Raw genomic sequence first — 24,039 nt, 5'->3', positions numbered from 1 at the left:
TAATGGCTCTCACCGTTAAAGAAACTAGCTTTATTAGGCAGCTCATCTCTATTCGTAAGAGAAAAGAAGAAAAACTGGCAGCTCAGTGGCGCAAGTTAGATGAAGAGCAAAACAAGGTACAAGCGGAACGAATACAGGTTTATCAGTTATGGTCTGAGTCTAGAGCCGCACTGGTTGATTCAGAGGTGAATGACAATCTACTTACCCGCAACGAACTAAATCAACTTGTCAGTGATAAACGTAGCCAATATGCACAAGAGCGAGCGAAAGCTGAATCAATAATTTACTTGGACAACCGCATAGATCAGATCGAGCGTGAGAAAACAGAGTTGATTCGTCAAAAAACTCTACTGATTAGGGGACAAGAAAAGTTAAAAGGGGTCCTTAATGAGCAATAAAATTGAACAAATATCCTCACGTCACTGGCGTGTAGAGGGTGTAACATCGAGGCGAGATGCAGATCCTGAGTTAAGGCAGCGGTTTTCTTCTCTATTTTCGAGTCGACATAATTTACAACAAAATACTGATCAGAATATGCATTCGACAGGGAGAGTTTCTTCAATCGTGCACCAGTTGTCAGAGGTGAATCATGTCGCTAAATGGCAGAATGCAGAAATAGTTAGGCGAGAAAGTAGTTTGACATTTCGCTTATTGAATGGACCCATGACAGGGTTAACCATTGTTGCTTCATGGCAGGCTCAGGTCGTCACACTACAGCTAAAGCCAAGAGATCAGAAACAGCATGAGGCAATCAACCGCGTTGCTTCTATGATTAGCGAGCGTTTATCTCAATCAAAAATACCATTTCAGTTGGAGATAATGAAGTATGAATAATTTGATAGATCTCGCACAAGTCATAGGTTCTGGCTTGAGTAATAAGCAGTGTTATCTTTCACTTCAACGAGTGAATCAGGAGGAAGGTACTTTCTGGTCATATCGGGCAGACAATAGCAGTGGTATATGGTGCAGTAAACACGAATGGTCAGCAGGCATAGAAGTAACTTCATCTTTAACCACCATACCTGATGATCTGTTACCAACTATGGTTGCAGCGCTTTTTTCTGTAGTAGGTATCCCATTTGTAAGGGATATCAATACTCAAGGGGAAGATCGTCAATTACCGAATGATATTTATCCTGTTGTACAGTGTAATGGATATCAATTTGTTCTTGTTGGGTTTTCGGCCGCTTGGATAAAACGTCTAACGATAGGTTGGGAGAGTTATCTAGCACCACAAGTAACCGTTAGTGTCCCTTTGATCGCAGGTTTTCTTACCGATACAAAACCCATATTTAATGGTCAAGGTGTATGGCTAAAAGATGGCCATAACCCAAATAAAGGTAGCGCTATTTTATGGTGGGGAAAACCAGTAGCAAGTGTCCAATATCATGAAGATAAGACTTGGTTTGTGAACGATACGTATCCTTCTTACTCGCTACCTGATAAGACTAGCTACGTTAAGGTTGCGAGTCTTGACATTAGCTTGCAGGATTTACTAAACCTTGAAAATGGAAATACATTTGAAGCAGAGTTAGTTTGTGAAGTACAGAGTAAACTGATCTCAGACAACCAGTGTGCCGCTAAAGGGGAGTTGTTTGTTAGCCCTGATGGAGTAGTTTTTCACGCTAATGATTATTTTAAAGCTCCAGCATAGTTTCCACCTAATTTTTTGAAAGTTTTTAGACATCATAAAAGAGACAATAGACTATCTAATTTTAATAGATAATTTATAACGTTATTTTATATCTTTGGTAAGACCAGTTGTTATAAAAGTAAATTTTATTTTGTAAGTATAAATTTAAAATTTATTCAATATTAGTTATCAAATAACCCTTATTTAACTTTGTACAATTAACTGTGTATTTAATCGATATTTTTTAGTTTAGATTATAAGGTTGAATACTGCCACGAATAAAGAGAGGTTATCATGTCGTTAAAAATTGGTGGTTATATTGATAGAACAATTAGTGATTCTCGTATTGAGCGTGTGAAAAATTCCCATTGCAAAGAAGATGCAATACAGATGGGAGTATGGGATAAAGTTAAGGATTGGTTTTGTGGAAGCCATAAAAAAGAGGCACTTTCACACCTATACGATATTACGCATGACATAGAACAATCAACATCAAGCAATGCCGCTGAAAAAATGGCAGCTTTCGCTAAGCTCAGTATGTTAGCTGAAGGCCGAAGTGCACTTTTTCATGGCCAAATTATAAGTATAGATGATGCAAGATTTGCTTTTGAATTTGAAATAGAGGGTGTCTTAGAAAAGACATGTATAAACTACGGGGAATTATCTGAAGAAGCTAAAAGCATATTCATGAAACAGTTAACGAATAGTTCAGGCTATCTTTTGGAAGAAAATGTAAAAAAATTCGGAGTCAATGGTGCATTAAAACATGTATCATTTGATAATAAAACGGAACTATTTGAAGGAATTACAGACTGCAATCAAGAGCGACTATCTATAAGTCTTCTTCCACCAGAATCGAAAAAGCTAATGGCAGAGGACAAATCTTTTGCACAGCAGTGGATTGAGACTCAGCTTAAATGTTTTGACTATTTTTCAGATCAACAGTCTAAGATCCTAAAGGTGGGGGAGCTGACACTAGATGATGTTGGTGGAACTCACTTAGAATGGCTATCTGATAGTGCTCAATCTTTTAATCAGCTGAGTTTAAAAATGAATCAGTATTTAGCTGAACAGCAAGTACTAAGTGAACCTAAGCCAAAACCTAGTCCACTGATTAAAAATGTTGTATTTAACGTTGACTCATCAAAACCTACTCAAGTAGAACGATTGCTTCCTAATCTGGTAGCCCCTCCAAGAAATGATGATGAGTGGGATATGCTCAGAGATCAAGAAGGAGAAAAGAGATACAAGGAAATCACCAATATAATCTATATGTTAGAAGATTTGAGAGATTACCAGAATAAGCATTGTAACTATCAATTGAAACCGGACTTTCAATATTCAGCTCCGAGTGGGGATGTTCGTTCAGATTTTCACCGTGCTGGCGACAAAGCTAAGAAAGATTTTTTTGAGCAAGCTATCCATGCTGGTTATGACCTAAATAACAAGGGGATATATAGTCGTGTTGAAACTATCGCAGGTATGTATCATTCATTGAATTATCAATCTATGGTCACTACAACAGGTATATTGTTACGTTAGTCAACCCAACTTAGAAGAAGCGGAAAGAACACTTTCCGCTTTTATCTGTTTATTTAGGTAGAGCGTCACAATAAAATGGACCACTGAACTCCAATAATGCTTGGTCCATAGAAATAGACTCTTCGAGTTGACCAAACTCATACAACGAAAACTGAACATTTGCGGTCATAGACTTCATATATTTTTGCTCTCCACCAAAGATAATCACTGAGGGAAACTCTAATGGATAAAAATCCTCAAATGGCGATTTGACTTCCATGACCATCTTGTGTTTTATCTTATGCATTTCCAGCTTAAAATAACCGGCGCAAGAATCGTATTCACGTTTTACTGATAAGTTACCAATAGCAGGGTAGAAAATAAGGTCATACTTATCAGAAATGTATCTACCAGCCCATAGCTCAATATTTGATGTACCAATCTTAGCACCTGTAAACATATAATAGAGCTCATCAGACAAACCCATACTATATATCATTCCTGCACTTGATTCTTTATCGTACCATCCCTTATCTACTTGGGCATAACCGGAGCCAAACAGAGAGCGCGAATTGTCCGAGAAAGTATATTGTATCGGTGTACCTACGGTATAAAGAAACCATTTACCACCAACGCCAGGAATTTCAGGTATAATGCCAAATGGTGTTTGCCCCGGATTAGAACCTCGCCAATAGTGAGAATGTTCACCATCCCATCTCATGGTAAAGTTAAAGTCATTGTAATGGACTTCTAATTGATCTTGGTTTGCCATCACTATACCGGGTATCTCATAGTGAAATTGCTTAACATCATTAAACCCTTTCAAGATGAGTTCATCTCGGAAAATATCGTATTTGACGGTTTTTCCATTAAGTGGTGTGAAAGCCAGATGAACATAAGCTTTAGGTGTTGGAGTGGTAAAATTAGGGGCAATATAAGTTTGCAAGCTTATTTTAAAATAGCCTACATCTGGCACTGCTACATTGTAGAACCATTGCTCTGCCCATGTTTTATCAGAGCTTGGCACATGAGGTTTAAGATCATCTAATGTTGTTGCATTAAGTACAGAGCAAAATAAAGTACATAGAAGGGTGAAGATCGACGGTATCATTTTGAGGGTCATAGTCAAACGTTCCGTGTAGTCGAATTAGATTTTATAGGCTGATGTTAGGCCGTAATGAGATACGGCCTAACATCGTGGTTATTTGCGGCAGATGCGAGCTTGGGAGAAGTAAAGCCCTTCCTTACACTGCGTACCAGATTGACAGTGTTCATCCGTTTGGCAATAACATTCGCCTCGAACATTACACCCTGGTGTTAAGTAATCTTCCATAGGGATACTGCCACTAACTCTTTCCCAGAAAGGATTAGTGAATACATTGTGTGGGTCCAGTTCTGCTTTAGCCTGTAAAAACTCTGGCCACATGGGGAATCGAGAAGGCATGTCTTCAAATATAGCCACAGAGTTTTTACCCCAATGAGGACGAGCGTTATATTTCCGCAATGACATTTGTTCAATCTCAAGATTGACAAAGTAATTCTTAGGTTCTTTTTTACCTTCTTGTCGCAGAGTATATTCAATGCCAACGAATGCACTTTCGCGCCCAGCGCTCATCCCGAGATAACTCTCTGAAGCTTTTCCGAATCTGAAATAGATACCATTTAGAGGGAAACAAGTTCTAGGATGTGCTGCGACAATTTCTCTTACATCACTTATCCAATCGGGTAGCCGCTCTATATCAATCGCCACTTCTTGAAGCGCGATGGGGAGTCGGTCCCAGATACATTTATTAGGATCTTTACATTTGAAGTATTGCATTTGGTCAGAGTAACCGACTGGGTTGTCGATCCTTTTGCCTGAAATACTATCTCTGAAGTAAGATTGTGCTCGTGCATTGTAACGTGCTTTTGCTGCTAGGCATTGCAATCCGGTACCAGGAAATTCATGAGCGGCATTAAATAGTAATCCGAAAAAAAACTCCTCCGCATCAGAGACATCAGCTTGAGCGTTATATGCCTGTCCCTCGGTATCCAATGGTACTGGATTGTAGAGTGTGGTGGTGTAGCGGCCAAGCCCTGGAAACCAAGCAATATTCGCAGAATAATTGTTCCGAGCGATATCTAATACTTTGTCTTCCAACCCAGTATCATCACGATACCCTGTCACTTCTGCTTTGACTTTGAATGCTTCTTCAAAAGCAAGTGTGGCTTCGACAACAACACCCAAGACGCCCAAATTTACCCTTGCTGCATCTAATAAATCACCACTTAAAGTACGAACATTACCTTCACCATCGACAACTTTAAGTTGAGTAACATAATCGGCAAGCATGTTACTGGGCTTTTCTAGGGTCGAGCCATGCGTACCACTTCCCAGCATACCTCCAACAGTAAATATGGCTAATTCTGTAACCATATTTATTGCGTAACCTTGCTCGCGAAGGAAATCATTTAAATCATTAAACCTCATTCCAGCTTCAACAGTTACGAGCTGATTATTTGCATCAAAGTGGACGATTTTATCCATATTTTTTAGTGTAAGTTGTATCTCTCCATCGCCTGCACATGCCGCATCAATTTGGCTCGCAAATTTACGATTTCCAGTCATCACTTTCTTGCCACGCAAGAGCGCGTCTCTCACAACTTCTTGGACTCCTTCAATTGAATTCGGGTCGTAAATAGCTTCTGGATAACAGGTCTGAGTTCCTTGGTAATTAGAAATTTCATTTTCTACTTCTTCATTTTGAAGAGCATAGGCTGTCCCTAATGCGGTCAGTATTAACGTAGTACTTAACGCTAAGGTTTTAATCTTCATTAAATATTCCTTTTTTAAAGCTTAGTTCCATTAGGCATTTCAACTTCAAACTTAACGTTATGAAAACATCAGCCAAATCTGGGTAGGATCTGCTGCTCAATCACTTGACGAACAGCACGACGATGCTTGGGAGCTCGATGTGTAAAAAATTCTGCCACTTGCGCTTTATAAGCATTCATGGGTCTCGGACCTATACTCGGTACCCAAAGTGCATGGTTTGTGGTAGCGAAGTTCAACTCTGGATGTCCTAATATAGCTAATGGACCTTGGGCTAGGTTTTGAGCATCAAATAGCCATATCTCTTTACCGTTACCAGACGTATTAGTTGGATGTTTACGGACAACTGCCGTAAATACATAACCTTCATCTTGTCCATAGCTGTTTGGTTTACTTATAAACTGTGGGGTTCTCATCACGCAATCCGCCGGAAACTGATAAGCATCTGTCACCGACATTTGGCGGCAATCCATGTGTATTAATGCAGAAGGTTGATCTTGTTGAGGTAAGGAATCGTTGCTAAATAGCCGGTTAGGGTAGTCTTTGTAAGCATCCGCAACGCGCTCGATGACATGTCCTTTCCGATATCCTACAGCGGCCCAATAAATATGCTCAAATTGGTCGGGGAATTGGAAGTGGCCTCGATAAGCAGGATCGTTCATATCCCAGAATAGCTGATCATTTCTAATCAACCTAAAATCACCGCTAATCTCATTGACCGAGTTACTTTTGACCTGTAGACGAGCACGTACAAGACCACCAACATCGACTGGAGCAGCAGGATAACCTGATAGACTGCTACTTACTCTTCCACCAAAAACAAGTTTATCTCTATTATATTGAGGCTCAGACTTGTCCATGGCACCTAAGTATTGCCCATAAATCGTAATTTCATCATCATGGTCATCGTAGTTACACATGACATCTGAGGTATCGAAATTGAGCTCAATATAGTCAGCAGTGACAATGTCACGCCCTTCCAAGAGATCTTTTTTGCGAATCACCCACACCGGTGTACGATGCTGTTGGGCATAGACAGACCGAATGCCTATCATTCTGAGAGGTTCTACTTGAGCCGCTGTCTCGAAGATAAGTATATGGTTCCGAGTTACACCCAGAGAGTGGGCTGTTGCGGCAATATATGCTGGTCGTCCATCTCGACCTAGTATGTTCCATCCTTTAAGTTCACTTTGCTTATCCCATTTAAGAAGACGGATGAATCCATTTTTTGTTCCCGTATTTGATATGTTACCACCGTAGTTAATGGTAAAGCATTCATCTGACTCAAGATCAAAGTAGGGATGTCCAGTGGTCCGCACTTGGGGGAATAACCATTTGTCTGGGGTGAAAGCATCCATCCATGGAGGAAGGCTACTTTGCCATTCGTCATAGTGCCCAATGGGAGTCACCAAATCTAATGTCACTGCATCAAATTCGTACGGCACGCCACCTTCGTAACTCAAAGCAAATCGATTATCACCGAGGTAATTGGGAGCAGTATTACAATAATTTACGAACCCCATTGTAGGGCTATGATATGCCATACCTCCGAGTAAATTAAACTTATCAGGCCAATAATCAATATGTTGCTGCATAATAGCTGAGGGTGTGTCGATCATTTTACGGGTAAATGTCGACTTGTCCGAAGAAAAATCGATTCTACTCAGGGCACCTCGACCGCTCGGACTGAGGTGATCATTCTCGAGTGGAATACCTTCAGCATAAAAAACATGGCCACTAATATCAATTGGCATCTGACCGTAAAGTAACTGTAATTCACCACTAGAAGGCGTGAAGTTGGCGCGCATGATGGATTCAGGAAATAATGAGTTATCCGAACCTGTGGAAGCAAACAATTGGCTAGGCATGCAGGCTGCTCCAGCTAACCCTTTTAGAAATGTGCGTCTTTGCATGTTATCGCTTCTATATTTTCTAGGAATACAATTGACACTAGGAGAAATTTACAGGTCTCATTGGAAAAAGTAGGAAACTATGAGTTGTGATGGATAAGTATTGAAATTTCTTCAGTATTTACACAGAGTTAAGTCAATAAAAATGTATATTTTTGAGTGTCTCAGTTTCAATCAATAGTTACGCTGTCACGTATTTATCTCTGCAAATATGCATAAGATTCGCTATCCCCATTATCCTTGCTTATCCTTATTGGTTGTTTAGTTATTAATGAGTGGGGGAATTTTCCCATTCGTCATTAGGGTATAAGAGTACACTTCAGGTGCTTGCGTGAAGGATAAAAGCACTTGGACAAGGTAAGTGACTTATGTATATCAAAAAACCTTTCGATTGGTAAAAAATTGCTTTTTTCGTTCGGAATTATTGCGGCAATGAATTTGGGCTTTGGCATTATGATTCTAAGCGAGCTTCGAAACAACAAAGCAGAGCTTCTCAACTTCACAGACGACACATTACCTGCGGTAGAGCTGGTAGACTTAGGCGACGTGCTCAGTTTGCAGTATTTGCTATGAGCGACCAAAACAAAGTCCAAACTACATTCCATCTTTAAGGCTAATATCTAATTTAATCATCACAGATGAATAAGTTAGATATTAGCTATTTTATGGTAAATAGATTATGTTGAATGCAATAGACATGTTGTAAGCAGAGAGACGAGGAGTGCAGATGCACTCTTTAGTATTGGATAATTTATTTAACATAATATACATAATACGCAGTTAAGCAGCCGACATAGCCCAAGTCTTGGCAAACTCAATAATGGGCGTTTGTAGTTCATGACTTCGATCTGTTGAACTTGCCAATTATCTTGTACTTTGGACCCTCGAAAGAGAAAGAATTTCCAGCGGCTATATTTTGCTGTATACGAACAACTTTCTCTTCATTAATCACGAGGCTGCTGACTAAACGGTAGGTATTTTTGTTACCTTGTACTTCAGAGATCTTCGTTGTGACTTCAATTTCCTCCGCGTCAGAACCAATAGTAAAGGTACCCTCGCGGTCGCTTAGCAAGGTTAGTTTTGGTGCAACAAGCAATTTGTCATTTTGATAGACTTGGTAAGAAACTAAATAATAAGGTGCACTGTCTTGTGCCAGAGCCAAACCAGACAATAGTAATGATACTATCGCAATTGCCAGCTTTGTCATTTGACTCTCCTACTAATTAGATTGATACGCTTCAAATAACAGAATATACAAACAGATTCGAGACGTGTTAAATCGATGTCAAAAACTATTGTTAATCAATGATAATAGTTAACAAACAGGGTATTTCTAAATACAAACTTAAATGAATGTCACAATTCGATCAAACGGACATATTGCACAATGAAACAGTTATAACAACACTATCTGATGTCACTAAGCTTTGTTATTATCCATGTATTATCAATAAGTAAGGTCTGTATTGCATGAATAATTGCTTAATTTTAGCTCCGCGAAACTAACAACTCGGCCTCTTTTGTTATGTTGATACCCCTTGCAACCAATACTTGAGCGTTTTCTGCAGTTCTTCTAGTTGCAAAGTAATTGAATTTATTTCGTCTACTTCTCTATCAGTTAATGCTCTAGACTGACAGCTCTCAATAAAACTGTTTAGGCTTGCCAATGTTATCTGAGAATCAAATTCAAAGCCTTCTTCAGGCGTCATTGCCTCCAACTTTTTAGCTAATTCTTTAAGCCCCTTTAGTAGAGACAAGACAATGGGATCATTTGGAATGTTGCTAAGTATGGTCAGTATAATACTGGTTTTTAACTTGACTAGCAGAAGCAGCAAAATAATCTGCTTTGAATTCATGGCGAGTCTATTCATTAACGCCAGAATCAAGTCTATCTGATCGAAATCCTTCTCAGTTTGTTGAATGACTTCAGCATTCAGATGATTTTCTGCCGAAGCTGAATCGCTTGATATCGTACTATGATCGCTAGCGTATATAGGGAGAATATGGTTGTTCATGAGCTGTTTGTCACTTAAAAATATCTATTGGAATCATGATATAAAAGCAGTTCTGACACACAAGTGAATAAACATGATTGGTTTGATTCAATCATGAAACTCGGTCAAAAATTCAAAAAATGTTGCGACTCTCGCTTTATCCAGGTGCCGGCTAGTCTTTATTTAAACATCTTTAGAACACCAACAAAGTCATTCAACTTCTTACCATTTTTATCTAGGCTCTGAAATACGCCCTCTACTCCGCCAGGTTTATTGCTCGTAGACGATTGCTGAGGTTGTTTTTCTGCCTTTCGAGCCGCTGCTTTAGCCGCTCTTTTCTTCTGATAATCCTCAGACTGTTGAGCCAAGGCTTTTGTTTGAGCAAATGCCCCCTTCTTTTCTTCCTTTTTCTGGCCAAAAACAGCGGCACGGGCTTTTGCATCACGCTCGACGCGTTGTTGATGTCGACTAGGCTCTTTTCTCGCAAAATTATCGGCACCATTACCCCTACCAATCACAATGAAAGAGAAGCTTCTTTCTTCACTTATTTCATTCATACATACATGAGGATTTGAAGTTTTAGATATATCGACGTTCTTTACTGATGCAACATTATTGCGTAGGCTTTCTACAGACTCTGTGCTGCTGCTTGAAGGATCTAATGACAGTTGAGGGTTTAAATTAATTGAGCTAACCATAACACGACTCCAATACGTTATACTGGGATTGCTTCTTCCTGAAGCGTGGTTAGTCATATTGATATAAAAAACAATAAAAGTATCTGTATTTTATCTTATGTCACAAGTTTTCACATCTGAACTCTAATTCAAATAAATTAAAGGCTAATCATTCACTAGCCTTTTAATTCAACTTCACATAATTAGTTACTGGCTGCTTGGCTTGCCAGGTTGTTTAGTACGCCGTTTATTTTTGCCAGAACTTGGTCACAGCCTTTCATGCCATGACGATCCTTCAAATACATAGGGTTGTTATAGGCAATCCAAGTTTTACCTTGTTTATCCTCATAAATGAGCGCTTTTTGTGGAAGGTCGATAGCGACTTCTTGACTGCACTGCATAAGCTTTGTGCCGACTTTCGGGTTACCAAAAATAACCACTTGTGTAGGTCGAAGCTCCATACCTACTTTTTCAGCATTAGCTTTATGGTCCACTCTGGCGAAAACGTTAAATCCTTTTTCTTGAATGGTAGTGACAAATTGATCCGCTGTTTTGGACACTGAATGTTGGCTTGACAGTCTAATAATACTGTCTTCTGCAGATGCAGAAAGTGAGCACAAACTGGCACTTAACAAGATAGTTGCAACTTTGAACATAGATTAACTCCCTAGATAGTTTCTACTTTGAACTCTTAGCATTACCTGAATTATAATTGGACGCAATGCTCGATTTTCAACCTAATCTACTCAGTCACAAAAGCCAGATTTCTCTGGCTCTATTATGCTTAATCGAATTAACTGATCCTATCCCAGGGGCCAGCAGCAAACGACGTCGTTTCACTTCTAATGACACTTCCATCTTTACTCGTAGGATGTTGAGCAAAAGAGTAAGAACTGATTAACAATGCTGAGATGGCGATTATTTTGAGTAATTTCATAGATATACATCCTCACTTTCTTATTGGTATGAAATATTAAGGACACTAGTATCATTAAACAGTTACACCCTAAATGTATGCCATCGCCTACTTGGATAAAGATCACTGATTAAACATGTGCTGAAACTAAATTTAAAAAATATAGTGCAATTTATCATCAAGCTGCGTTCTCAGCTTGATGATGTTATATTCATTAGTGCTATAGTTGATAATCAAATACCAAAACTCCGACATATTTACTTCCATCGGGATTTTTTTCGATTTTTAAAAGCGGACCGACAAAGTCCTTGAATTTTTGGTGGTTAGCATCAAAATATTTAGGGTCAGAGATTGCAGGTGTGCCTACGTAGTAGTTGAGATCCCCTTTTGACGCAAAGCTTACAGTAAATGACAAGTCATAACCCTTTCCCTGCCCTTCTTTACTTATGTTTCCGGTACCTACCTCAATGTTTTTTATGTAGGGTTTGCCATCGCGCTTTGAGCTTTTCAAAGCAAGAAAGCGGTCAATAATTTCTTTTGTCTGTGCTGGTGTTACATCATCTTTTAGATCAAAAAGCACGATGTGCCTTGTCGTGCCCTCGATATAGTCTGATTTAGTTTCATTCGCATAACTTTCTACTGGAATGGTTTTAGCGCTGCTTGCATATTCATCTTGATTAGAGATCGTGTGAGCGAGACTGAAAAAAGAAAATGTACTCAAAATAGTTATGGCCAAAGTGTTTTTCATTCGAGTGTTCCTCAACTTATTACATAGAGACATAAGTGACCTGATGTTCGTATCAATAATTTCACTGCAGATAAAAAAGACTCTTATTTCGTTAAACTGCTTCAGAACTAGCCATAAAAACCTTATTAAAAGTATGATTTATTTTGAGCGATATTTAATAACCGCAACTAGGGTTATAAATGTATTGGTGACCATAACTAAAGGTGTTTAAATAACCACATTTATTAGGTTTCAAACTAAGTTAGGGAATAGAAGTCATGCTTTTACTTATTCTTATTGTCTTTGTTGCAGCTGTGATTCTTGTCATTTCGTTGGTTACCCGAACTAAGCAAATCCCAATAGATGATTTTCAATCAAGTCTGCCTATGACTTACCAATATGACTCGCGTACATCAATTGCAAATCCGGAGGAGCTCGAGTTTTACCGCGCGTTATCCATCGTTGTAAAAGGTAGAGATGTGATTTTTACTAAAGTCAGCGCGGGCGATTTGATGTTGCCAAGAAAAGGCTTATATAGTAGTGGTGACAGGCAGAGAGCTTACAATAAATTATCTCGGAAATACGTTGATTTTGTGCTTTGTGACCCTATCACATTAGAGATACGGACCCTCATACAGTTAGACAATGATAAGAAAAAAACGAGTAATGAAACAAAAAACTATGTAGAGAAAGCGGCAAAGACTGCCGGTTTAACAACAAAGCGTTTCTGTATCGAAAAATCATATGACTATGATGAAATAGAGAAAGTACTCTATGGTGAACACGCAATGCTTAACAAAATGTTTGCGACGCGCTAAAGGAGTGATTCGTTAATTTTTAGTACAGGTCTGGTAGTTTTTCTGAGTACAGTAGGTCATTGGAATATATCGTATTTCTTCCACTGGTTTTTTGGTGGCGAGCTTATAAAGAGTGAGTATCGTTTGTCTGCCCATTTCAAAAGGGTTTTGACCAACATTTGCGTGAGCGAGTCCATCTTTTAAATACACTAACTGCTCGTCGGCGGTATCTGCAGTGATGATAATGATCTCTTTGTCGCTTATAGCCTGTTTGTATGGCTCGACAACATTGCGGTAATTCGTTAGAAACTGACTCCACCCACCAACCGCAACAACCGCATGGATATCTCTTTGTTTATATGAGTTGAGTACGTTTTTTAGGTCCTCCAACGCCTGCTCAAAAGAACCAAAATTGTAAAGTGGTTTAGTTGGCTCCGTCCAACCGCCATCTCCCATCAAGCGCTTGCCCGGTGAATGTTCGTATTCCCTGCCAGATAAAGCGGAGCGAACGCCCATAACCCGCAGATTTAAATTGGGGGAGTCAGAACGACCAGATTGAACTATCACGTTACCTCCATTTGGCATTTCAGCTTTCAACGCTTCACCTAACGCTTTTCCGAGTTCAAAATCGTTAGTGCCAATATAAGCAGCTCTTAAATTGGGATTGCGTGTAACAGCCTCTGTTTCAAAGTCTGAGTCATATGTTACGATTGGAATACCAGCAGAGAGTGCCTTTTTCATACTGTTATCTAGAATGAATGCTGACTGAGCAACAGCAATCGCAATACCATCTACTCCTTCTGCAACAAGTTCGGTAATGATCTTGTCTTGTTTTCGAACATCAACACCTTTGGGGCCGCGGAAAATACACTCCACATTCCCCAACTCTTTCGCTGCCGCTTCACACCCTTCTCTACTAGCTTGGAAAAATGGGTTATTTTCTTCTTTGGGGACAACAGCAAACTTGTATTGTTTTGCTCCTACCGCTTTGACCATAAACAACGATAGACATAAGACAACAGCAAATTTCATCCCAAGCATGATGTTAAACCTTGTCATTTAGTTAGATAAAGTTTGTATTAACTATATAAACCTTAGTTCAAAACAATGAGGTTTGGAATTAAGATCAATCTGCATGTCAGGGCATTGTCATGAATGTGAATATGCGTAATGTTTGCTTTTTGATATTCAATTCTTTTGATAAAGTCCCAGTATATCTCAACTCTTAGCGCTATATGGTTGGCTTACTCATGCCTAGCCCCTGCTTAAGGTAAATGTGAATGAACGTAAAAACCACTCCAAGTCGCAAGACAATCGCTTGCGAAGACCACTTAATTATTTGGATTTGGGAAAACTTTATGCGTAATAATGGGCTAGATGAAGATACTATCTTGAATAACTTGATGGCACTGGGTGATTTGCTCGTTGAAGTTAGACAAGAAAATGCAGGCTTTTTGTTACCTAGCTCTAACCCAGATCTTGTTTGTGACGCGGTCAATCAAACAGTGACCAGTGGGGAGGCTTTTTATCAAGAGCACAAATATTTTGTCGAAGAAATACAAGGTATGATTGATACTCAATCCGGAACATCCCTACCCAAGATTCATGTATAAACCAACACTCTTTATTGTGTTGTTATCTTGTCGATGTTGTTTAGCGAACAAGACTCTGTGCCAGATGGAGAAGTGACGATCATTTTTTGAAATCCAATTACCAAGTTATGCTGGACTGTACCGCTTTTATAAGTAATGATTTCTGCATTATTTATCTCACGTGCTTTCACATCTTTTTTCCCATCAGAGGTTACGCAGACCAAAGTACACCCGCCCATTTTACACGACACATTACTGATAAATTCTATATTTGGGTTGTTAGAGGCTATTGAAGAAAAAGCAATACATAGCGATAGAGTTGTACTCATAATAACGTTGGCTTTCATGTATTTTCCTTTTTTACATCATCCAAGTATCAAATCTTACTGCGTGAGGTGAATAGTCGTAATAGTTCCGAGTTCGTAAGTCAGTTAAAATAATTGGGCCCTGCTTGCTTTACAATATTGTCTCGTACTACTGCTATCTGGTCCCATATGTCTTTCGCTGTTTGAGGATTAGCTTCTAGAAATTGTTCGCTTAATACTAAAAAATAGTCTTTCGTTTTTATCGCTGGAGTAACTTGCTCTATATTCGTGATCCCCTGAACTGAAAGAAATTGTTGAGCCATAGTATCTTGTACAGCGATAACAGGCAGTCGCCCGAGTTTTAGCATATTGAACAGCTGTTCAGTTGTTTTTACTTCATGAACTTTGAGCTGTTTATTCTGCAAATCTTTCACTATTGAATACCCAAGATGTGCACCAATTTTATAATTAGATTGAGCAAAGTGTTCTCCATCCCAATCTACAGCTTGCCCTTCCAATGTATAGAAATAATATCCAATCGTGGCAATACGCTTTGTGCTATCCGGCTTATCCTCTTTCATTGGGTAACGAGCATATTGAGCACGTTGAGTGTTATAGGAAAAGATAAACCCACCATCTACGTTTCCAACAGAAACCTCCTCTAATACCCGCTTGCCAGGCAGACGAACATACTCAATATCAAGATTTAAGATTTTACCCACATGGTTAAGGACATCAAGAGCAAGTCCGGGAGGTTGGGCTATATCCGTCCCATTACCCAATTGGAATGGGTAAGATTCAATATCGGAATAGGCCAATCTCAGAGATGCAGACCATACCTCGACAGAAAGGATCAGAAACACAGACATGCATAGATTCGAAGTTAAACGCGTCATACTCACTATTTTCGTTTGTATAATACTCTACCAAAGCATAGAAAAGTTTAGCCATACTAGTTAGTACCATTTATTATACCTATTGCAACATACCACTTTTTATAAAGGTAAAATAAAAAGAACCGGCTCGAGAAGAGCCGGCCTGTTACCCGAAACAGCAAACGTAAGGCTTGGGATAACACCCAAAGCGTGAACAAGTTAACAAAATTTTCGCATTATGAAACATAGATTTACCATGAATGTGATGAGCTGCTAATTATTAGCTCTGGTTATGTATAATCGAGTATTTAAGTGTTTTCTTTTTGTATGTTTTGTTGTGTTTTTTTAACTTAATATTTATGTTCATGGGTTTTAGAGTGGTGGTTAGCTCATAAAATCAGTCATTTAAAAATTGTAACTGTGATCAAATATAACTTTGTATGTCGACAGAGGTAGCCTTGTCAAAACATCAAAATCTGTAATGTGGGTGCGATTCTCGTGCCACTAAGTCTGTAACCATAGTTAATCTTAGGTTGCAGTTTTAGCAGGTGTGTTTAACGATTTATAGCAGTATTGTTAACAATAGGTTCACTACTGGTTGACAAGAGAGGTCGAGATGAAAGTACTTATTCAATATACTCAGACTGGAAAATATCGAGATCAAGCATGGGAAGCATATACTTTGAGAGCTAAAGGCGACTTACACGCTGTAACACCTTCATATGCTGCTCAGCTAATTAAGCAAAACAAAGCCCATTTGTTTACAACTGAGGATTCAGACATAGTTATTGAGTCATAACATTAAATGACCAAGCCGTTAGCGACCGCTAAATAAATGGCCGCTAACAGACCACTAATGCGGATACCATAAGATCTGGGTGTGGTCAATAAAAGTAGATTAATCAGTGTGAGTGCCGCTTTCCTTTCGAGAGAAAGCTTTGATGTGGAAATACGTTTCTAATTCTTTGCTGTGTGGCTTTCGGTATGTGTTTTGAAAACACAAGCTTTGTCCCGCTTCTTTGTTGATAAACCTTTACTTCACCATCAAATGGAGTACGCTTGGCGATATCCATAACATTATGTCTGAACGTTGCGGGGAAATGTCCTTTCTGTTTAGATATCTGTCCCGATTTAAAGTGAATAAGTAGTACAGGCCGGTCTACTGCAACGAGCCAAAAAACCAGTATTGCAGCAGCCAAAATCACATATAACATGTCGTCTCCCTTAGTCTAACAGTTTACTTAAATCCTCTTTTAAACTATTTACCGCTTTACTTGCCTTCTCACTTCTTGATGCTTCAGACAATAAATATTCAATGGCATCAGACAAGGTACAACCAAGTTCGTTAGCGCGGTTAGATAATTTTTCCCACACACGATAATCAAGATCTATCGACTTTTTCTTAGTATGCACTTGCTCAGCGTTAAAGTGACGCTTGCGTTTCGCGCGTATTGCTTGCTTGAGCTTGTTATCCAATTCTTCGGATAAATGTTGTTCAACCCATTGAAGTACTTTTGTTGGGTCTGACTCGATCTTTTGTAGGTCGTTTACTGCCGCAATAGCTTGGCTAGAATCGATATGGCGGGTAATGGACTCTCCATTTTTCCATTTGCTGATCAGATAGTTCCATTTCCAGCCACATTCTAAATTTTCAAGTTGTTGGTATTTCATGGTTATGTTAGTTCCACTTCAACTATAGTTACAGTGTAACTCAGCTCTTTGAGAGTTACAATATCAATTATAGAATTAATCGACTTAGATCATTAGATAAATTTGCAGTGTAATCCCGAGTGGTTTTTTATATAATTCGGAGCCTTACCAAGAAGATGAATAGCGCAGATGAATCAAGAAAGCTGGAAAGCAGTTACACCGCAATATACAGAGTTTGATGACGTAATCTCCAATTTTGAAAGTTTACCCGAAGTCAATTTCCTAGATATACAGCCACGTCTTAAACAAGCCCTTTCGACAGTTGCGGTGACACAAGGCTTTAACCGAATTCTGATTGTTAATTCTCCCGACAATGCTTTTTATCGCACCAGCATTCAAAGGTGTTTATCAAGTCTGGTTGATAAACCTGTTCTCAGCACAGAAAGTATCAATATAAGTGATTTACTAGGTACGTATTCCTGCAACGAAACTGGTGAAATTACAGGTAAAACTCAAGGGTTGATTGAAAAAGCGAATGATGGTTTTCTCATAATATCTGCAAATACCTTGCTAGCGAATCCAACTAGTTGGCCGATTTTTAAATCTATTTTCCTGGGCCAGACATTCAGCCCTGTTTCTGTCACCCCTAAACATATTGCTAGCCAAATTCCTGTACATTCTTGTTCACTAAAACTCATCGTCGTCGGCAATCGCGACCAAATCGCTGATTTGGATTTCTTAGATGAAGATCTTTATCGTGGCATCGCTAATTATACAGAAATAGAACATGACATTGCAGTGACCAAGCAATCTATAAAGCAATACCTAGGCTATTTATCATCCTTGGTTAAAGAGTTTGATCTACCCTCGCTTTCTTCTGAAGCAATACATAGGTTAATGGTTGCAGGAGCACGATATAGCGAAGATCAACGTTATATGCCGATAGAGCCATTGTGGTATTTATCTATTTTTCAAGAAGCCCGTTTAAATACTAATGGTGTAATTATCGATGAGAGGGCGATCGATAAAGCCATTGAATCTAAGTATCAAAGAGAGTCATATCTACCAGAGAGAGCACTCTCTGATATTTTAGACGGACAAGTGATCATTGAAACTCAGGGTGAGTGCGTTGGTCAGGTCAATGGACTCACGGTAATTGATGTATCAGGACACCCTTTATCATATGGAGAACCCGCTCGAATATCCTGTGTAATACATTTTGGGGATGGAGACATCTCTGACGTTGAGCGTAAAGCAGAACTTGGAGGAAACCTCCACGCGAAAGGCATGATGATAATGCAGGCTTTTGTCTCAAGTGCTTTAAAGCTCGAAGAGCCACTTCCCTACTCTGCTTCTGTCGTCTTTGAACAATCATACTGTGAAGTAGATGGCGATAGTGCAACATTGGCAGAGTTATGTTCTTTTGTTAGTGCCCTATCTGAGTATCCCATTAATCAACAGATTGCGGTGACCGGTGCTGTTGATCAGTTTGGGCGGGTTCAAGCAGTAGGTGGACTCAATGAAAAAATTGAAGGCTTTTACCGAGTTTGTAAACACCAAGGCTTTACGGGTAAACAGGGTGTTATTATTCCCCAAACTAACTTGAAACACCTCGCATTAAATAAAGAAGTTGTTGCTAGCATTAAAAGTAACGAGTTTCACATCTGGTCAGTTGAGACTGTAGATGAGACGATACCAATTATTATGGGCAAACCTTTTCGTGGTGATGATGAATCGAGCGTCATTCATAAGATAGCCCAACGTATAGAAACCTATGAAAAACATGAACATCCACTAGGAATTGTGGAACGCATCAAAAACTGGTTCGTTTAGAGCAAACATTGTTCGTATTCATACTGATCGGAGTTGTTTAGCGTACACCTGTTCACTAAGATGCAGCTATCAAAATTTGGAGTGATTGATGATGCAAAACAAACGTGATTCTTATAACCGTGATGACCTACTAGCCTCTAGTCAAGGTGAACTTTTTGGCCCAGGCTACCCACAGTTACCAGCACCTAATATGCTGATGATGGACCGCGTAACTAAAATGTCTGAAACTGAAGGTGACTTCGGTAAAGGCTTAATTCTGGCAGAGCTTGATATTACTCCAGACCTTTGGTTTTTTGATTGCCACTTTCCAGGTGACCCTGTAATGCCTGGCTGTTTGGGTTTAGATGCAATGTGGCAATTGGTTGGCTTTTTCCTTGGATGGGTTGGTGGTAAAGGCAAAGGTCGAGCTCTAGGTGTCGGCGAAGTTAAATTTACTGGGCAGATTCTGCCAACAGCAAAGAAAGTCACCTACGAAATTCATATGAAAAGAGTCGTTAACCGTAAATTAGTTATGGGCCTTGCTGATGGGCGTGTTCTTGTTGACGGTAAAGAGATATATGTTGCTAAAGACCTAAAAGTTGGACTCTTCCAAGACACCTCTTCTTTTTAAAAGATCGTTTAAGTTAAGAACAATAAAAGCCCCAATAATTGGGGCTTTATTTCGTATGTGGATTGTGTAATTTTATTTGTAGAGACCAGAGTGTCTATCTTCCCTGGCATCGCGCCAACCACCAAGCCAATGAGAGCGAGCATCCATCTGTTGGTATGGACATGAGTCCGTAGAGCGGCCATTTAGACCAGCTTTATACCCTTGTGATTGAGCCCTCTCCATGCGGTCACGCTTTTGTCTCTTCATAGTGTCGTCCTCATACATATCGTTTTCTAACGTACTACTATTAACTTTTTGTGGAGTTTTTATTACCCCACACTTAAGAATCGCTCAAATTTCCGCCTTTCTCAAGGTGTAAAAAAGCACAGATCCAAAAACTTGAACCTGTGCCTAAGAAGGAAATTTTGTTTACTTTCTACGGAACCCGAGTAACCCAATGACTACTAAAGCAAACCAACCTAATGAACCACCTTTACGGTCTATTGAGACAGGCTCTAAACCTCTCTCTTGGATATTTGAAGCCGTTGAGTTTTGAATCGGAACTAACTTAACTGCAACAATTTTCTCAGCTCCTTGTGTAGAGCCATTACACTTAGAATCTAAGTAAAGCGTGTCATAGCCACCCTCACAATAGTATGCTGTACCAGAAATTACACCGGCATCATTAATGTCAGTCGCGTCAATGACTCTAAACTGGTTGTTAGTGGAATTAGTGTTTCCATCATTAACTAGGTCATCCAGATACCAAGCTCTCCCATTCAAAGGTGCTTTCGTATTTGAGGAATTTAAAGGAGCAATAAAGGCTCTCTGGCCTCTCTGCTTGCCCTGATCCCCATTCACTTCGGCATGTGTTTGATAGTCAATTGCACCAACAGCTTCATCATTGTTATTGATCGCTCCTGCCTTTCCATTAGCACCGGAGAAAAATATTGGGCCTGAAAATTCATTAAAACTACCGTTAGGGTTTGCCGGATCAGTGATATAGAACAAGCTATTAGCGTAAGCACCATTAATAGGTGTTGCATATTTAGCTTCGCCAATAGCATAACCATTACTATTAATTGAAGTTAGAAGCGAGTTTAAATAACTGGTAGATGAATATCTACTGATAATTGATGATGTTGCTTTTAAGGTGGCTCTGTTTACATTAAATACGCTAGCAACAGGTCTTTCCTCTGAATCTGAGTTATAGCCCACCGCGTATGTTTCGCTTCCCACAACGGCAACATCTCTTGCACTTCCATGAGGAGTTCTTCGGTCTTGTTCCGCTGCATCTGTTTGCCAATCTACTATCTCAGCGCTGGAACCATCATCTCTCCAGATAGCAGCATAAGAAGTATAATCGAGTGTATTAGTCGATTGCTTACTTACACTACCTACCAGTATATCGTTTGATCCACTTGATGTTTTAGCCCAAACTTTATTTTGATCATAAGTGACACTTGAGGCAGTAAGTGTGGGCGAGACATTGCCTGAGAAAGCAACTGTCCTGTTTCTTAACTCCCCTCCATAGTAAGTGCCAATAACATCGTTACTATCAGTGAAGTTATTAATGATGACATTAGACTTACTATCTTCTATTTGGTTAGCTGAGCTTTCTATGTATGCAAACGAAGTATCACTATTTTCTTGGGCATAGCCTTTGTTGTACTCTTCATCTGCCCACCTCGAACATCCTGCGTCATTGTAACCTAGAAAACTATTACAATAGCTTTTAAAACCATCATAAATAGATAAACCATCATTATCTATCAGGTCGTATCCTAGGTTATAGCGAAATGGCACCTCGTCTCGATACGCAAAGCCTTCATTGTACAACTTTTCTTCAAAGGCTATTTCATAAGAAGCCTGAGAGCAGTTTGTGCCACTCCAACAGTTTGCTGTGCCTGGCTCAATAGCTACGCCATAAGTTTTTGCATTACCATTTTTTACTGGCTGATAGCCGTATATGTCATAAATGGCAGCATTAACGGAAAAAGAGCCTAGTAGGGCTAGAGTAACAGATGACAGCTTAAAAATAGTCTTGCTCATTTGGTATTAACTTTCCTGTTGCATTGCTTCTAACGCTTCCCAACGTTCAAAAGCAATTTCAAGCTCCTGCTCTAAAGCAGCAAGCGAATCTAAAATAGGTTGTGTTTCATCAATTGGCTTTGAGAAAAACTCTGGAGAATTGACCTTCTCTTGGGTTAACTCTATGTCAGCTTCTAGCTGTTCCAATTTTGCTGGTAGCTCTTCAAGCTCGCGCTGAAGTTTATAAGATAACTTCTTAGGCTTACTTGATACTGGTTTTGTTTTAGCAGATTGATCTCGGTCTGTTATAGTAGGAACCGATATTTGCGCACTGCTGCGCACTTTGCGGCTTTGATCTCTTTGCTGCTGCGCGTCGTGGTAACCACCTACAAATTCTTCTATCTTTCCCTCACCTTCAAAAATCCAGCTGGTCATTACTGTGTTGTCCACAAATTGACGATCATGGCTAACCAAAAGCAATGTACCCTGATAATTGGCAAGTAAATCCTCTAAAAGTTCCAATGTTTCAATATCGAGATCGTTGGTCGGCTCATCCAATATTAGCAAATTATTAGATTTCAATAGGATACGAGCAAGCAGTAGGCGATTTTTTTCCCCCCCTGACAAAGCTTTAACGGGTGTTCTCGCTCTCTTAGGTGCAAAAAGAAAATCTTGAAGATAACTTAATGCATGTCGCTGACGTCCACCAACCATGACTTCTTGTTTACCATCGGCCAAGTTGTCGATGACAGATTTTTCAGGATCTAAAACTTCTCTATATTGATCAAAGTAGGCCACTTCTAATTTTGTACCGCAATGCAACCGACCAGAGTCAGGTTTTAAATTCCCTAACAAAAGTTTGAGCAAGGTACTTTTACCACAACCGTTTGGACCAATAAGTGCAATACGATCACCACGCATGATATTGAAGGAAAAATTGTTAACTATAGATTTCCCATCAATACCAAAGCAAAGGTTTTCGGCCTCGAAAACAATCTTACCGGAGCGAGAGGCATCATCTATTTGGATTTGCGCTTTACCCTGAACATCTCGTCTGTCTTTACGCTCTTCGCGAAGCTTTTTGAGCGCCCTCACCCTACCTTCATTTCGGGTCCTACGTGCTTTGATACCTTGTCGAATCCAAACTTCTTCTTGTGCTAGTTTTTTATCGAATTCTGCATTTTGCATCTCTTCTACACGTAGCATTTCTTCTTTTTCAACAAGATAATTGTCGTAATCACCAGGAAATGACGCAAGTTGCCCTCGGTCCAGATCAACGATTCGGGTTGCCATAGACTGAATAAAAGCGCGATCGTGCGAAATAAAGATAATAGAACCACGAAAATCTTTAAGAAATGTTTCAAGCCACTCAATTGTCGTTACATCAAGGTGGTTAGTTGGCTCATCTAGTAGTAATACATCTGGGTCACAAACCAACGCTCTTGCTAGTGCAGCCTTACGCTGCCAACCACCTGACAAGTCAGTCAGGTTAACATGACCGTCTAGCTGAAGGGCGCCTAATACATTTTTGATACGGTCTTCAAAACGCCAAGCTCCCGAGTGCTCCAGTTGCTCTTGTACCCGAGAAAGTTTATTAATATTTTTATTTGTAGGCTCGTTGGCCACTAGATCGAGCAGATCTTGATAGATCTTAAGCTGTTCTCCAGCTTCTGATAGCCCACCGGCTACAAAGTCAAAAACCGTACTTTCTTGATTACGAGGTGGATCTTGTTCTAAACGTGAAACAGTGACATCTTGTGTAATCGTCAGTTTACCATCGTCGAGAGTGACTTCTCCCGCCAATACCTTCATTAACGTCGACTTTCCTGCCCCGTTTCTGCCCACTAAACATACGCGTTCATTTTCTTGAAGTGAAAAGTCAGCTTTATCAAGCAGAGGGTGATCGCCGTAAGCTAATAGCCCATTATTTATGGTAAGTAATGCCATTATTCTCTAACCATAGTTGTAGTTGTTGTACGTCGAATGGCCATTCAAGCTCTCTATCATCGATACTTAGCACTGGTATTGTGACGCCGTAACGTAAAAATAGTTCATCGTTGGTCGCAATATCGATGATGCGAATCAAATGATCTACTCCTAGTTGTTGGCAGAGCGCGAGTGCCATTTCACAAAGGTGGCAACCTTCTGTGCTATATAAGGTAATGATTGAAGTCCTG

At 39.6% G+C, this 24,039-nt stretch carries 27 protein-coding genes; 10 read left to right on the top strand and 17 right to left on the bottom strand.

Annotated features, from left to right (window positions below):
• Positions 1-2 precede the first annotated feature (2 nt).
• The 4 genes from FIV01_RS07255 to FIV01_RS07240 all read left to right on the top strand — a co-directional run bounded on the left by FIV01_RS07255 (position 3) and on the right by FIV01_RS07240 (position 3,175).
• On the top strand, positions 3-398 hold the full coding sequence (locus FIV01_RS07255) for a hypothetical protein (protein WP_152430402.1): 396 nt from the start codon (positions 3-5) through the stop codon (positions 396-398).
• A complete protein-coding gene (locus tag FIV01_RS07250) occupies positions 388-834 on the top strand; it encodes a hypothetical protein (RefSeq protein ID WP_152430401.1) in 447 nt (148 codons plus the stop codon). Before FIV01_RS07255 ends, FIV01_RS07250 begins: the two co-directional genes overlap by 11 nt.
• Positions 827-1,654 (top strand): hypothetical protein, encoded by an 828-nt coding sequence (locus FIV01_RS07245; protein WP_152430400.1) that lies wholly within the window; start codon positions 827-829, stop codon positions 1,652-1,654. The genes FIV01_RS07250 and FIV01_RS07245 overlap by 8 nt, the downstream gene beginning before the upstream one ends.
• Positions 1,655-1,927: 273 nt before the next feature.
• A complete protein-coding gene (locus FIV01_RS07240) occupies positions 1,928-3,175 on the top strand; it encodes a hypothetical protein (protein WP_152430399.1) in 1,248 nt (415 codons plus the stop codon).
• Between the two features lie 49 nt (positions 3,176-3,224).
• Here the strand turns inward: FIV01_RS07240 and FIV01_RS07235 are convergent, their stop codons facing one another.
• The 3 genes from FIV01_RS07235 to FIV01_RS07225 all read right to left on the bottom strand — a co-directional run bounded on the left by FIV01_RS07235 (position 3,225) and on the right by FIV01_RS07225 (position 7,879).
• Complete coding sequence (locus tag FIV01_RS07235) at positions 3,225-4,265, bottom strand: hypothetical protein (protein ID WP_152431682.1); 1,041 nt, start codon at positions 4,263-4,265, stop codon at positions 3,225-3,227.
• Positions 4,266-4,355: 90 nt separating this feature from the next.
• Positions 4,356-5,969, bottom strand: a complete 1,614-nt coding sequence (locus tag FIV01_RS07230) for a D-arabinono-1,4-lactone oxidase (RefSeq protein WP_152430398.1) — start codon at positions 5,967-5,969, stop codon at positions 4,356-4,358.
• Positions 5,970-6,037: 68 nt separating this feature from the next.
• On the bottom strand, positions 6,038-7,879 hold the full coding sequence (locus FIV01_RS07225) for a carotenoid oxygenase family protein (protein ID WP_152430397.1): 1,842 nt from the start codon (positions 7,877-7,879) through the stop codon (positions 6,038-6,040).
• A 345-nt stretch (positions 7,880-8,224) separates the two neighbouring features.
• Between FIV01_RS07225 and FIV01_RS07220 the strand changes: the two genes are divergently transcribed.
• Positions 8,225-8,449 carry a hypothetical protein gene (locus tag FIV01_RS07220; protein ID WP_246210435.1) on the top strand — a complete coding sequence of 75 codons (225 nt, stop codon included), beginning with the start codon at positions 8,225-8,227 and terminating at the stop codon, positions 8,447-8,449.
• A gap of 262 nt (positions 8,450-8,711) precedes the next feature.
• Here the strand turns inward: FIV01_RS07220 and FIV01_RS07215 are convergent, their stop codons facing one another.
• From FIV01_RS07215 to FIV01_RS07195, 5 genes are all read right to left on the bottom strand, one after another.
• Positions 8,712-9,083 (bottom strand): hypothetical protein, encoded by a 372-nt coding sequence (locus FIV01_RS07215; RefSeq protein ID WP_152430396.1) that lies wholly within the window; start codon positions 9,081-9,083, stop codon positions 8,712-8,714.
• 316 nt (positions 9,084-9,399) lie between these two features.
• Positions 9,400-9,891, bottom strand: coding sequence for a hypothetical protein (locus FIV01_RS07210; protein ID WP_152430395.1), 492 nt, complete (start codon positions 9,889-9,891; stop codon positions 9,400-9,402).
• Between the two features lie 158 nt (positions 9,892-10,049).
• Complete coding sequence (locus FIV01_RS07205; RefSeq protein ID WP_152430394.1) at positions 10,050-10,568, bottom strand: hypothetical protein; 519 nt, start codon at positions 10,566-10,568, stop codon at positions 10,050-10,052.
• 182 nt (positions 10,569-10,750) lie between these two features.
• A complete protein-coding gene (locus tag FIV01_RS07200; protein WP_152430393.1) occupies positions 10,751-11,203 on the bottom strand; it encodes a DUF302 domain-containing protein in 453 nt (150 codons plus the stop codon).
• 480 nt (positions 11,204-11,683) lie between these two features.
• Positions 11,684-12,211 (bottom strand): Dabb family protein, encoded by a 528-nt coding sequence (locus FIV01_RS07195; RefSeq protein ID WP_152430392.1) that lies wholly within the window; start codon positions 12,209-12,211, stop codon positions 11,684-11,686.
• 257 nt (positions 12,212-12,468) lie between these two features.
• Here FIV01_RS07195 and FIV01_RS07190 point away from each other — a divergent pair, with 257 nt between their 5' ends.
• A complete protein-coding gene (locus tag FIV01_RS07190; RefSeq protein ID WP_152430391.1) occupies positions 12,469-13,008 on the top strand; it encodes a DUF2726 domain-containing protein in 540 nt (179 codons plus the stop codon).
• Positions 13,009-13,020: 12 nt separating this feature from the next.
• Here the strand turns inward: FIV01_RS07190 and FIV01_RS07185 are convergent, their stop codons facing one another.
• Positions 13,021-14,028: a substrate-binding domain-containing protein gene (locus tag FIV01_RS07185; protein WP_152430390.1), complete on the bottom strand. Its 1,008-nt coding sequence runs from the start codon at positions 14,026-14,028 to the stop codon at positions 13,021-13,023.
• A 239-nt stretch (positions 14,029-14,267) separates the two neighbouring features.
• Here FIV01_RS07185 and FIV01_RS07180 point away from each other — a divergent pair, with 239 nt between their 5' ends.
• Positions 14,268-14,600, top strand: a complete 333-nt coding sequence (locus FIV01_RS07180) for a hypothetical protein (protein ID WP_152430389.1) — start codon at positions 14,268-14,270, stop codon at positions 14,598-14,600.
• An 11-nt stretch (positions 14,601-14,611) separates the two neighbouring features.
• On the opposite strand, the gene FIV01_RS07175 is transcribed toward FIV01_RS07180, so the two are convergent.
• Positions 14,612-14,926: a hypothetical protein gene (locus FIV01_RS07175; RefSeq protein ID WP_152430388.1), complete on the bottom strand. Its 315-nt coding sequence runs from the start codon at positions 14,924-14,926 to the stop codon at positions 14,612-14,614.
• A gap of 80 nt (positions 14,927-15,006) precedes the next feature.
• Positions 15,007-15,780, bottom strand: coding sequence for a substrate-binding periplasmic protein (locus FIV01_RS07170; protein ID WP_152430387.1), 774 nt, complete (start codon positions 15,778-15,780; stop codon positions 15,007-15,009).
• Positions 15,781-16,375: 595 nt separating this feature from the next.
• On the opposite strand from FIV01_RS07170, the gene FIV01_RS07165 reads away from it, so the two are divergent.
• Entirely contained in the window at positions 16,376-16,558 is a 183-nt protein-coding gene (locus tag FIV01_RS07165) for a hypothetical protein (RefSeq protein WP_114785727.1), read from the top strand.
• Between the two features lie 103 nt (positions 16,559-16,661).
• Here the strand turns inward: FIV01_RS07165 and FIV01_RS07160 are convergent, their stop codons facing one another.
• Both FIV01_RS07160 and matP read right to left on the bottom strand, forming a co-directional pair.
• On the bottom strand, positions 16,662-16,973 hold the full coding sequence (locus FIV01_RS07160; protein ID WP_152430386.1) for a DUF3634 family protein: 312 nt from the start codon (positions 16,971-16,973) through the stop codon (positions 16,662-16,664).
• A 10-nt stretch (positions 16,974-16,983) separates the two neighbouring features.
• Complete coding sequence (gene matP / locus FIV01_RS07155; RefSeq protein ID WP_152430385.1) at positions 16,984-17,430, bottom strand: macrodomain Ter protein MatP; 447 nt, start codon at positions 17,428-17,430, stop codon at positions 16,984-16,986.
• A 168-nt stretch (positions 17,431-17,598) separates the two neighbouring features.
• On the opposite strand from matP, the gene FIV01_RS07150 reads away from it, so the two are divergent.
• Together FIV01_RS07150 and fabA are read left to right on the top strand one after the other, a co-directional pair.
• Positions 17,599-19,242: a S16 family serine protease gene (locus FIV01_RS07150; protein ID WP_152430384.1), complete on the top strand. Its 1,644-nt coding sequence runs from the start codon at positions 17,599-17,601 to the stop codon at positions 19,240-19,242.
• Positions 19,243-19,333: 91 nt separating this feature from the next.
• A complete protein-coding gene (gene fabA, locus FIV01_RS07145; RefSeq protein WP_114785839.1) occupies positions 19,334-19,852 on the top strand; it encodes a bifunctional 3-hydroxydecanoyl-ACP dehydratase/trans-2-decenoyl-ACP isomerase in 519 nt (172 codons plus the stop codon).
• Between the two features lie 72 nt (positions 19,853-19,924).
• On the opposite strand, the gene rmf is transcribed toward fabA, so the two are convergent.
• From rmf to FIV01_RS07125, 4 genes are all read right to left on the bottom strand, one after another.
• Positions 19,925-20,098 (bottom strand): ribosome modulation factor, encoded by a 174-nt coding sequence (gene rmf, locus FIV01_RS07140; protein WP_114785731.1) that lies wholly within the window; start codon positions 20,096-20,098, stop codon positions 19,925-19,927.
• Positions 20,099-20,260: 162 nt separating this feature from the next.
• Entirely contained in the window at positions 20,261-21,883 is a 1,623-nt protein-coding gene (locus FIV01_RS07135) for a DUF3466 family protein (RefSeq protein ID WP_152430383.1), read from the bottom strand.
• Between the two features lie 6 nt (positions 21,884-21,889).
• On the bottom strand, positions 21,890-23,809 hold the full coding sequence (locus FIV01_RS07130) for an ABC transporter ATP-binding protein (RefSeq protein ID WP_152430382.1): 1,920 nt from the start codon (positions 23,807-23,809) through the stop codon (positions 21,890-21,892).
• Entirely contained in the window at positions 23,787-24,029 is a 243-nt protein-coding gene (locus FIV01_RS07125; protein WP_152431681.1) for a glutaredoxin family protein, read from the bottom strand. The genes FIV01_RS07130 and FIV01_RS07125 overlap by 23 nt, the downstream gene beginning before the upstream one ends.
• Between the last annotated feature and the right edge of the window lie 10 nt (positions 24,030-24,039).

The organism is Vibrio aquimaris (assembly GCF_009363415.1).
Classification (GTDB): Bacteria; Pseudomonadota; Gammaproteobacteria; order Enterobacterales; family Vibrionaceae; genus Vibrio; species Vibrio aquimaris.
This window is presented reverse-complemented; position numbering and strand designations above follow the sequence as displayed.

Excerpts from the sequence above, each read along its gene's own strand:
- FIV01_RS07165 (WP_114785727.1), top strand. The coding sequence starts at position 16,376 with ATGAAAGTACTTATTCAATATACTCAGACTGGAAAATATCGAGATCAA.
- FIV01_RS07240 (WP_152430399.1), top strand. The coding sequence starts at position 1,928 with ATGTCGTTAAAAATTGGTGGTTATATTGATAGAACAATTAGTGATTCT.
- FIV01_RS07230 (WP_152430398.1), bottom strand. The coding sequence starts at position 5,969 with ATGAAGATTAAAACCTTAGCGTTAAGTACTACGTTAATACTGACCGCA.
- FIV01_RS07175 (WP_152430388.1), bottom strand. The coding sequence starts at position 14,926 with ATGAAAGCCAACGTTATTATGAGTACAACTCTATCGCTATGTATTGCT.
- matP (WP_152430385.1), bottom strand. The coding sequence starts at position 17,430 with ATGAAATACCAACAACTTGAAAATTTAGAATGTGGCTGGAAATGGAAC.
- FIV01_RS07250 (WP_152430401.1), top strand. The coding sequence starts at position 388 with ATGAGCAATAAAATTGAACAAATATCCTCACGTCACTGGCGTGTAGAG.
- FIV01_RS07180 (WP_152430389.1), top strand. The coding sequence starts at position 14,268 with ATGAACGTAAAAACCACTCCAAGTCGCAAGACAATCGCTTGCGAAGAC.
- fabA (WP_114785839.1), top strand. The coding sequence starts at position 19,334 with ATGCAAAACAAACGTGATTCTTATAACCGTGATGACCTACTAGCCTCT.
- FIV01_RS07205 (WP_152430394.1), bottom strand. The coding sequence starts at position 10,568 with ATGGTTAGCTCAATTAATTTAAACCCTCAACTGTCATTAGATCCTTCA.
- rmf (WP_114785731.1), bottom strand. The coding sequence starts at position 20,098 with ATGAAGAGACAAAAGCGTGACCGCATGGAGAGGGCTCAATCACAAGGG.
- FIV01_RS07255 (WP_152430402.1), top strand. The coding sequence starts at position 3 with ATGGCTCTCACCGTTAAAGAAACTAGCTTTATTAGGCAGCTCATCTCT.
- FIV01_RS07170 (WP_152430387.1), bottom strand. The coding sequence starts at position 15,780 with ATGACGCGTTTAACTTCGAATCTATGCATGTCTGTGTTTCTGATCCTT.
- FIV01_RS07190 (WP_152430391.1), top strand. The coding sequence starts at position 12,469 with ATGCTTTTACTTATTCTTATTGTCTTTGTTGCAGCTGTGATTCTTGTC.
- FIV01_RS07210 (WP_152430395.1), bottom strand. The coding sequence starts at position 9,891 with ATGAACAACCATATTCTCCCTATATACGCTAGCGATCATAGTACGATA.
- FIV01_RS07235 (WP_152431682.1), bottom strand. The coding sequence starts at position 4,265 with ATGATACCGTCGATCTTCACCCTTCTATGTACTTTATTTTGCTCTGTA.
- FIV01_RS07150 (WP_152430384.1), top strand. The coding sequence starts at position 17,599 with ATGAATCAAGAAAGCTGGAAAGCAGTTACACCGCAATATACAGAGTTT.
- FIV01_RS07135 (WP_152430383.1), bottom strand. The coding sequence starts at position 21,883 with ATGAGCAAGACTATTTTTAAGCTGTCATCTGTTACTCTAGCCCTACTA.
- FIV01_RS07195 (WP_152430392.1), bottom strand. The coding sequence starts at position 12,211 with ATGAAAAACACTTTGGCCATAACTATTTTGAGTACATTTTCTTTTTTC.
- FIV01_RS07130 (WP_152430382.1), bottom strand. The coding sequence starts at position 23,809 with ATGGCATTACTTACCATAAATAATGGGCTATTAGCTTACGGCGATCAC.
- FIV01_RS07160 (WP_152430386.1), bottom strand. The coding sequence starts at position 16,973 with ATGTTATATGTGATTTTGGCTGCTGCAATACTGGTTTTTTGGCTCGTT.
- FIV01_RS07245 (WP_152430400.1), top strand. The coding sequence starts at position 827 with ATGAATAATTTGATAGATCTCGCACAAGTCATAGGTTCTGGCTTGAGT.
- FIV01_RS07225 (WP_152430397.1), bottom strand. The coding sequence starts at position 7,879 with ATGCAAAGACGCACATTTCTAAAAGGGTTAGCTGGAGCAGCCTGCATG.
- FIV01_RS07215 (WP_152430396.1), bottom strand. The coding sequence starts at position 9,083 with ATGACAAAGCTGGCAATTGCGATAGTATCATTACTATTGTCTGGTTTG.
- FIV01_RS07200 (WP_152430393.1), bottom strand. The coding sequence starts at position 11,203 with ATGTTCAAAGTTGCAACTATCTTGTTAAGTGCCAGTTTGTGCTCACTT.
- FIV01_RS07185 (WP_152430390.1), bottom strand. The coding sequence starts at position 14,028 with ATGCTTGGGATGAAATTTGCTGTTGTCTTATGTCTATCGTTGTTTATG.